Raw genomic sequence first — 8,625 nt, 5'->3', positions numbered from 1 at the left:
GTATCGTGTGGCCGAGGGTGGAGTAGTTGAAGTGCTCGTTCTGGGCTAACACTGGTCCCTCCGTCGCCGCACTGGGAAGGAGATCGGCGCGGGCGGGGAAGGGCAGCCCGCGCTGCCAGAAGTCGGCGACGGCGCGGTCGCGGATGACGCCGCCCTGGTGGCCGAGGGGCTCGCGCACGCTGACGTCACCCCCCTCGGCATCCGCGAGTTCGGGGAGCCACCGCGACAACGGGTCGTCGAGAGCGGTGCGCTCCGCCTCGACGACCCGTTGTCGCGGTGGCTCCCCGAACTCGCGGATGCCGAGGTGGGCGACGTCAGCGTGCGCGAGCTCCTCGGCCACCAGGGCGGCGTCATCCGCGACGGCGTCGTCGCCGACTTCTGGCAGCGCGGGCTGCCCTTCCCCGACCGCGCCGAGATCCTTCGCATGGCGGCGGAGGAGGGACGTGTGTTCGCCCCGAACGAGCACTTCAAGTACTCCAACGTCGGCTACTCGCTGCTGGGCCTCGTGATCGAGGCCGCGGCGGGCGTCTCGTACGCGCAGTACGTCGTCGACCACATCGTGCGCCCGCTCGGTCTCGACGACCTCGGCCCGGAATGGGACGCCGATCGGGCCGATGACTTCGCCGCCGGGCACAACGCGGCCCTGCGAGCCGGGGCTTCGCGGCGCGTGATCCCGCACGTCGACACCCGCGCCATGGCCGCGGCGACGGGGTGGTTCGGCACCGCGCGCGATCTGTCGGCGTATTTCGCGGCTCACACTCCCGGTGACGACACACTCGTGTCGGACGCGGCGAAGAGGCTGCTGCAGCGGCGGGAGTCCGACATCGAGTACGCCGGGGTCCTTCGCCATTACGGGCTCGGCTTCGACGTCCGCGACCTCGACGGGGTGCATCTGGTCGGACACAGTGGCGGATACCCCGGCCACATCACGCGTACGTGGCTCGACCTCGACGATGACCTCGTGGTGAGCGTGCTGACCAACGCCATCGACGGCCCGGCCGACGTGCTCGCGACGGGGGCCATCGGCATCCTGCGTCTGGCCCTCGCCCAGGCCGACCGCGAGCCGGCCGAGGCCGCGGTCACGGGACGGTTCGCGAGCATGTGGAGCGTGGCCGACCTCGTGGATCTCGGCGGTGCCGTGGCGGTGCTGCACCCCGCCGATCCCGACCCCGCCCGTTCCGCCGAGGTGCTCGACGTCGACGACGGGACGCTGCGCCTCCCGTCGCGCGCGAGCTTCGGCGCGAGTGGCGAGCCGGTGAGCGTGGAGAGGGATGCCGCGGGCGAGGTCGTGTCGATCCGCTTGAGCGGCATGTCCATGTGGCCGTTCGAGCGTTATCGCTACGCTCTGTCGACGGAGCAGCCGTCGGAGCTGCTGAAGGGGATGGCCCTGTGACGGACGAAGAACGCAGCACGCCCGCCGATGCGCCCGCCGACGTGCTCGACGAGGCCGTGAGCGCCTTCGTCGAGGACTTCGCGTACGCGTGGGGCGCGGCGGGCAACCCGCGGATGGAGGGGCGCGTTCTCGCGTTGCTCCTGATCGTCGACGAGCCCTACCTCTCGTCGGCCCGCATCGCCGATCTGCTGCAGGCGAGCGCGGGCGCCGTGTCGATGTCGACCCGGGCGCTTGTCAACCTCGGTTTCCTGAAGCGACACGCGATCCCCGGTGACCGCAGCCACTACTTCCGCACCGAGGACGACGTGTGGGGAGGCTTCCTCGCCGGTGAGCGCGACTACGTCCGCCGCATCAACTCGACCCTCGAGTTCGGCCTCGATGTGCTCCCCGAGGACGCATCACGACCGCGGACGCGCCTGACCAACGCCCTGCGCTACATGACGTGGCTCGTCGGGCATCACCGCAAGATGCTGGCCGAGTGGCAGGAGTACCGCGACAGCACCCTCGCCGCCGACGCGCAGGCCGCCGCCGGCGCACCCGCCCTCGACACACCCGCCGTCGACGCTCCCGCCGTCGTCGCGCCTTCCCTCGACACGCCTGAACGGGAGCCGGGCTCGTGACCGCGCCCGTGCTCGAGGTCACCGGTCTCGAGGTCGTCTTCGACCTCGGCGAAGAAGAGGTCGTCGCCGTCGCGGGCCTCGACCTGACCGTGGGACGCGGCGAGATCGTGGCCCTCGTGGGGGAGTCGGGCTCGGGCAAGAGCGTGAGCGCCCTCGCCCTCGTCGGTCTACTCCCCGAGCGGGCGCGCGTGCGCGGCACCGCGGTGTTCGACGGCATCGACCTGCTCGCGCTCGACGAGAACCGCTTGAACGCGATCCGCGGTTCCCGCATCGCCGTCGTCTTCCAGGACCCGATGAACGCCCTCGACCCCGTCTTCCCCATCGGTCATCAGATCGACGAGGTGCTGCGGGTGCACCGTCCCGACATGGACCGCGCCGCCCGCCGCGCCCGTGTCGTGGAGCTGCTGACGATGGTGGAGATCCCGGATGCCGCCGCGCGCGTGCGCTCGTATCCGCACCAGATGTCGGGTGGCCAGGCCCAGCGCGTCATGATCGCGATGGCCCTGGCATGCGATCCGGAGCTGATCATCGCCGACGAGCCGACGACCGCCCTGGACGTGACGGTGCAGCGCGAGGTGCTCGACGTGATGCGCCGACTGCGCGAGCGCACCGGCACGGCGATGCTTCTCATCACGCACGACATGGGCGTGGTCGCCGACATGGCCGACAGCGTCGTGGTGCTGCGACGCGGCGAGGTACAGGAGCGGGCCGACGTGCAGCGCATCTTCGATGCGCCGTCGGCGCCCTACACTCGCGAGCTGCTGTCGGCCGTTCCGCGCTTGGGTGCGTCGGAACGGGTCGCGGTCGACGCGGAGGGAGAGCCCGTGCTCGAGGTCGAGGGTCTCACGGTCGTCTACGGCCGCGGGGCGCGCGCCCTCACCGCGGTCGACGACGTGAGTCTTCGCATCCCCCGCGGGCAGACCACGGCACTCGTGGGGGAGTCGGGGTCGGGCAAGAGCACCATCGGCATGTGCGCCCTGGGCCTCGCCCCGATCACCTCGGGGAGGGTGCTCATCGACGGCGTGGACCTCCGCACCGCCCGCCGGACCGCGTCGCTCGCGGTCAAGCGGTCCGTCGGGGTCGTGTTCCAGAACTCCACCGCGGCCCTCGACCCCCGCATGAGCATCGGGGCCTCGATCGCCGAGCCCCTGCGGGCGCACACCGCCCTCTCGCCGCGCGAGCGCGAGGCACGGGTCGCGGCCCTGCTCTCGGACGTCGAGCTCCCGGCATCCTGGGCGGGCCGTTTCCCTCACGAGCTGTCGGGTGGTCAGCGTCAGCGCGTCGCGATCGCCCGCGCCATCGCGCTCGAGCCCCGACTGCTCGTGGCGGACGAGCCCACCTCGGCGCTGGACGTGTCGGTGCAGGCGACCGTGCTCGACCTGGTGCGACGGCTCCAACAGGAGTTACGGTTCGCGTGCCTCTTCATCAGCCACGACCTCGCGGTCGTCGACCAGCTGAGCGACCGGGTGGTCGTCCTGCAGCGCGGGTGCATCGTCGAGGAGGGTACTCGCCGCGAGGTGCTCACCTCGCCGCGCGAGGAGTACACGCGGGCTCTCATCGCCGCCGTCCCCGTTCCCGATCCGCGGGAGCAGGCGAGGCGTCGCTCCGCCGCCGCCTGAGGGCCGCGGCACCCGCTCAGTGGTGGAACCCCGGCCCCGTGCCTTCGACCGGCATCGGCGACTGCAGCTTGTCGAGGTACGAGACCTCGGTGCGGATGTCGTCCAGTAGGTCGTCGGCGAGGTCGAGACTAAGTCCCGCGCGCACGACGATGCGCTGCACGGTGCGGTCCGACATATCGTCGGGCAGCGGGTAGGCCGGCACGAGCCAGCCGTGCATGCGCAGGCGATCCGAGAGGTGGTAGAGGTTCCAGTTCTCGGTGTAGCCCGGGCGCATGCGCCACGCGAACACCGGCAGGTCGCTGCCGTCGCTCACCAACTCGAACGGTTTCATCGCGCCGATCCCGTGCGACAGGTGCCGGGCGACCTTCTGCAGACCGCGCTGCACGGTCGCGTATCCCTCGAAGCCGAGGCGGAGGAACAGGTAGAACTGCAGCAGCACCTGGGCCCCGGGCCGCGAGAAGTTCAGCGCGAACGTGGGCATGTCGCCGCCGAGGTAGCTCACGCGGAAGACCAGGTCTTCGGGCAGCCACTTCTCCTCGCGCCACACGACCCAGCCCACGCCGGGGTACACGCCGCCGTACTTGTGCCCCGACGTCGAGATCGAGTGCACGCGCTCGAGTCGGAAGTCCCACACGAGCTCGGGCCGGAGGAACGGCGCGACCATCGCGCCCGAGGCGCCGTCGACGTGGATCGCGATGTCGAGGCCGGTCGTCTGCTCGATGGCATCCAGAGCCTGGGAGATCGATGCCACGGGCTCGTACGCCCCGGTATAGGTCACACCCAGGATGGCCACGACGCCGATCGTGTTCTCGTCGACGTAGTCCGCGAGATCGTGGCCGTCGAACACCGGGTGTTCGTCGGTGACGGGGACGTAGCGGGCCTCGACGTCCCAGTAGTTGCAGAACTTCTCCCAGCACACCTGCACCGCGCTGCTCATGACGAGGTTGGGCTTCTCGGTCGACTTTCCGGCGGCGCGACGGGCGTGCTGCCAACGGCGCTTGAGAGCGAGCCCGCCCAGCATGCACGCCTCGGACGAGCCGATCGTCGAGGTCCCCGCCGCACCCTCGACCGAGGGGGCGTGCCAGAGGTCTGCAAGCATGCGCCAGCACGTGCGCTCGATCTCGGCGGTGCGGGGGTACTCGTCCTTGTCGATCATGTTCTTGTCGTACGCGTCGGCGTAGAGCCGGTCGGCGTGCTCGTCCATCCACGTGCCGACGAACGTCGCGAGATTCATGCGCGCGTTGCCGTCGAGCATCATCTCGTCGTGCACGATCTGGTACGCCGTCTCGGGCAGCTCCGGGGTGCGAGGGAAGCGATCGCGGGGACGGCGGGTGGCTTCGCCGGCGCGGTCGAAGACGGGCGTCAACGCATCGTCGGGTCGGTGGGTCATGGGGGTGTCCTCCCTCGTGGCGACGCCGACCGGCGCGCTCGCCCCGAGCCTGGCAGAACCCGCTTCCGGATGCCATGGCCCCGATGTCCGGGGGGAGGGCTAGCGTTGAAGAATGGTCGGTTATCGCTACCTCGGAAACAGTGGATTCAAGATCTCGGAGATCACCCTCGGCAACTGGGTGACCCACGGTTCGCAGGTCGGTGACGACGCCGCGATCGCGACGGTACACGCCGCGCTCGACGCCGGGATCACGACGTTCGACACCGCCGACGCTTACGCCAACGGCGCGGCCGAGACCGTGCTCGGCAAGGCCCTCGAGGGGCAGCGTCGCGAGTCGCTCGAGATCTTCACGAAGGTGTACTTCCCCACCGGTCCCGGGGGCGCGAACGACACCGGGCTGAGCCGCAAGCACATCATGGACTCGATCAACGGCTCGCTGAAGCGCTTGGGCACCGACTACGTCGACCTCTACCAGGCTCACCGTTTCGACTACGAGACCCCGCTCGAAGAGACCTTCCAGGCCTTCGCCGACGTCGTCCGCCAGGGCAAGGCGCTCTACATCGGTGTGTCCGAGTGGACCGCCGAGCAGCTGCGCGAAGGTCACGCGCTCGCGAAGCAGCTCGGCATCCAGCTCATCTCGAACCAGCCGCAGTACTCGATGCTGTGGCGCGTGATCGAGGGCAAGGTCGTTCCCACGAGCGAGGAGCTCGGGATCTCGCAGATCGTCTGGTCTCCGATGGCGCAGGGCGTGTTGAGCGGCAAGTACCTGCCGGGCCAGCCGGTTCCCGAGGGCTCGCGCGCGACCGACGAGAAGAGCGGCGCGAACTTCATCAAGCGGTTCCTGAACGACGACACGCTCGAGGCCGTCCAGCGCCTCAAGCCCATCGCCGACGGTGCGGGTCTCACCATGCCGCAGCTCGCGATCGCGTGGGTGCTGCAGAACCCCAACATCGCCGCCGCCCTCGTGGGCGCCTCGCGTCCCGAGCAGCTCGCCGACACCGTGAAGGCGTCGGGCGTGACGCTGGATGCCGACACCCTCGCCGCGATCGACGAGGCCCTGGGCGACGCGGTGTTCTCCGACCCCGAGAACACCTACGACGTGTCGCCGAAGAAGCGCCTGGTCTGAGGTCCGCACGGGCGGGTCGGGCGTTCTGCGCCCGGCCCGCTTTTGCGTCCCCGTCTCCGCAGGGCGTAGGTGGCTGAGCCTGTCGAAGCCCCGGTACCCGGCGCGCGGGGCGTCGGGGCCCGAGATCGTGCCCTTGAGTGTCCAAAACACCCGGACATCTCGAAAATCCGTCCGGGTGTTGTGGACACTCAGACGCGGGAGGCGCGCTGGGCTGTGCCTCAGGCGCCGCTCAGGAGAGCGCAGGAATCGCGTCGTACCCTGTGCGAATGCCTTTTTCCGCTGAACGGCCCGGTCGTCCCGAAGCACCCGGCCGCCTCGACCGCATGACGGACGAGGAGCGCGCGCAGTACGTCGACGACATCCTCGCCGCGCAGAACCCGGCGCCCCGTGACAGCGCCTCTCATGACAACGTCACCGCCGACCTCGCGGAGTGGGACGCCCCATCCGGCCATCCCGACGGCGCGCAAACTCCGACGGGCGCCACCGCTCTTCTCGCCCACTTCGACGACCCCGCCACCGACCCCGCCGAGCACCCCTCCTCCGGCGACGACTCCGCGAACCGGACGGACGTGCTCGACGGCGATCGTCGGGTGTCGCTCGTCGAGACGGAGCCCGGCCGGTCCGATGCCGCGGCTGCTGGCGGCACCACCGAGCCCGCGGCATCCGGTCCCCGGGCTCCCCGCCTCCGTCGCGACGATCCGCGCCGCCCGCGACTCTCGCTCATCCGGCGCATGGCCGTTCTCGGCGGCGCCGACAACGACGTGCTCAACGAGGTTCCCGAAGAGGTTCCGCGTTTCGTTCAGATGTTCTTCGTCCTCGCGGGGACCGCTCTGGTCTCGTCGCTGTCGATGATGTTCGCGCTGCTCACGGGCGTGCGCGTCAGCCTCTTCCTGGCGATTCCGCTGGCCCTGGTCTGGGGCCTCATCATCTTCAACCTCGACCGCTTCCTCACCTCGACGATGCGCTCGACGAAGAACGTCTTCCGCCTGCTCGGCCTCGCCTTCCCGCGCGTGATCATGGCCGCGCTCATCGGCATCGTCGTCGCGGAGCCGCTCGTCCTGCAGGTGTTCCAGAACGACATCGCCCGCGAGGTGAACTCCACGAACGTCACGCAGGCGCTGAGCGATCAGGATGCCGTCACCAACGGTCCCGAGAAGCAGGCGCTCGACGCCGCGTCCGCGCAGGTCGCCGCTCTCGAGAACCAGGCGGCGACGGGCATCGTCACGGGGACCTCCTCGACGTCGGCCGAATCGGCTGCCGCCCAACAGACGGTGGACCAGCTCACGCAGCAGCTCGCCGCGCAGCAGACCGTGATCGATCAGGCGCGCGCGGTCTACCAGTGCGAGCTGACCGGTCAGGGTGCGGGCACCGTGCCGGGCTGTACGGGAGTCGCGGGCAACGGCGCGAGCTCCGACGCCGCCCAGGCCCAGCTGGCCCAGGCGCAGTCGGCGTACGACGCGCTCTCGACCCAGCTGCAGCAGGCTCAGACCGCACTGGCTGCCGCCAACGCCGCGGGCACCGAGGCCGCGGCATCCTCGGCCGAGCAGAACAAGCAGCAGGCGGAGGATCAGCTCCCCGCCGCCCGCACGCAGTACGAGACGGCGCTGGCCGCGTACAACCAGCGCGCGGCGTCCGTCGCCGACGGCAACGCCGGCGCGGTCGGCCTGCTTAGTCAGATCACGGCCCTCGAACGCCTCTCGGATCGAGAGCCCGCCCTGCGGTGGGCGCACTACCTCATCGCGGCGCTGTTCTTCATGATCGAGCTGCTGCCGGTGCTGGTGAAGGTGCTCACCGGCTTCGGTGGACCCTCGCTCTACGAGAAAGCCGAGAGGATGCGCGGCCAGATCGCCCTCGACCGCGTCACGGCCCGCACCTACCGCAAGCGCGCCGACGTGATCGTCGATGAAGCCGCGCGCGTTCCCGCGGCGACCGCCTGATGGTCGCCTGGAGCGCGGGGCTTCTGCTCTACCGCCTCACCCCCGAGCCCGAAGTGCTCATCGCGCACATGGGCGGACCGTTCTGGGCCAAGAAGGACGCCGGGGCCTGGTCGATCCCCAAGGGCGAGTACGAGCCCGAGACGGAGGGAGCTCTGGATGCCGCCCGCCGCGAGTTCCGCGAAGAGCTCGGCGTCGAGCCGCCCGAGGTCGACTGGGCCGAGCTCGGAACGTTCGCGTACTCCAGCGGGAAGAAAGTGGTCGTGTTCGCCGGCGACGGCGCCGGGTTCTCGGCATCCGGATTCACGTTCGGGGAGTTCGAGATGGAGTGGCCGCCCCGCTCCGGCAAGCGGGCGTCGTTCCCCGAGGTCGATCGTGCTGAGTGGGCGGGTCTGGATGCCGCCCGCGAGGCCCTCGTGAAGGGCCAGCGCCCCGCGCTCGACGCTCTCGCGTCCGCGCTCGAGGCTCTGCGCGGCTGACGCGGCCGCGGCGCCCGTCCTGGTCACGGCCCACGGCCGCGTCGCGAGCGAAACTCCTGAGAAA

The 8,625-nt window shown here is 70.3% G+C and carries 8 protein-coding genes; 6 read left to right on the top strand and 2 right to left on the bottom strand.

Features of this window, described 5'->3' with window-relative positions:
• On the bottom strand, positions 1 to 340 hold a 340-nt coding region (locus tag NS283_RS19300), incomplete at its 3' end, for a beta-lactamase family protein (protein ID WP_241492281.1).
• Here NS283_RS19300 and NS283_RS17660 point away from each other — a divergent pair.
• The 3 genes from NS283_RS17660 to NS283_RS17650 are packed head-to-tail and all read left to right on the top strand — an operon-like array spanning position 269 to position 3,632.
• Positions 269 to 1,393 carry a serine hydrolase domain-containing protein gene (locus NS283_RS17660; RefSeq protein WP_241492280.1) on the top strand — a complete coding sequence of 375 codons (1,125 nt, stop codon included), beginning with the start codon at positions 269 to 271 and terminating at the stop codon, positions 1,391 to 1,393. The two genes, NS283_RS19300 and NS283_RS17660, sit on opposite strands and share 72 nt — an antisense overlap.
• Entirely contained in the window at positions 1,390 to 2,013 is a 624-nt protein-coding gene (locus tag NS283_RS17655; protein ID WP_193751275.1) for a GbsR/MarR family transcriptional regulator, read from the top strand. The genes NS283_RS17660 and NS283_RS17655 overlap by 4 nt, the downstream gene beginning before the upstream one ends.
• Positions 2,010 to 3,632 carry an ABC transporter ATP-binding protein gene (locus NS283_RS17650; RefSeq protein ID WP_206542571.1) on the top strand — a complete coding sequence of 541 codons (1,623 nt, stop codon included), beginning with the start codon at positions 2,010 to 2,012 and terminating at the stop codon, positions 3,630 to 3,632. The genes NS283_RS17655 and NS283_RS17650 overlap by 4 nt, the downstream gene beginning before the upstream one ends.
• A 16-nt stretch (positions 3,633 to 3,648) precedes the next feature.
• Here the strand turns inward: NS283_RS17650 and NS283_RS17645 are convergent, their stop codons facing one another.
• A complete protein-coding gene (locus NS283_RS17645; protein ID WP_058598156.1) occupies positions 3,649 to 5,022 on the bottom strand; it encodes a glutamate decarboxylase in 1,374 nt (457 codons plus the stop codon).
• A 112-nt stretch (positions 5,023 to 5,134) separates the two neighbouring features.
• Between NS283_RS17645 and NS283_RS17640 the strand changes: the two genes are divergently transcribed.
• The 3 genes from NS283_RS17640 to NS283_RS17630 all read left to right on the top strand — a co-directional run bounded on the left by NS283_RS17640 (position 5,135) and on the right by NS283_RS17630 (position 8,561).
• Positions 5,135 to 6,148: an aldo/keto reductase family protein gene (locus NS283_RS17640; protein ID WP_058598155.1), complete on the top strand. Its 1,014-nt coding sequence runs from the start codon at positions 5,135 to 5,137 to the stop codon at positions 6,146 to 6,148.
• Between the two features lie 266 nt (positions 6,149 to 6,414).
• Positions 6,415 to 8,085: a DUF4407 domain-containing protein gene (locus tag NS283_RS17635; protein WP_058598154.1), complete on the top strand. Its 1,671-nt coding sequence runs from the start codon at positions 6,415 to 6,417 to the stop codon at positions 8,083 to 8,085.
• Complete coding sequence (locus NS283_RS17630; RefSeq protein WP_058598153.1) at positions 8,085 to 8,561, top strand: NUDIX domain-containing protein; 477 nt, start codon at positions 8,085 to 8,087, stop codon at positions 8,559 to 8,561. Before NS283_RS17635 ends, NS283_RS17630 begins: the two co-directional genes overlap by 1 nt.
• The last annotated feature ends 64 nt before the right edge of the window (positions 8,562 to 8,625 follow it).

It is taken from the genome of Microbacterium testaceum (genome assembly GCF_001476285.1).
GTDB lineage: Bacteria > Actinomycetota > Actinomycetes > Actinomycetales > Microbacteriaceae > Microbacterium > Microbacterium testaceum_B.
Note: the sequence above shows the minus strand (reverse complement) of the source record. Positions and strands in the feature narration are given on the sequence as shown.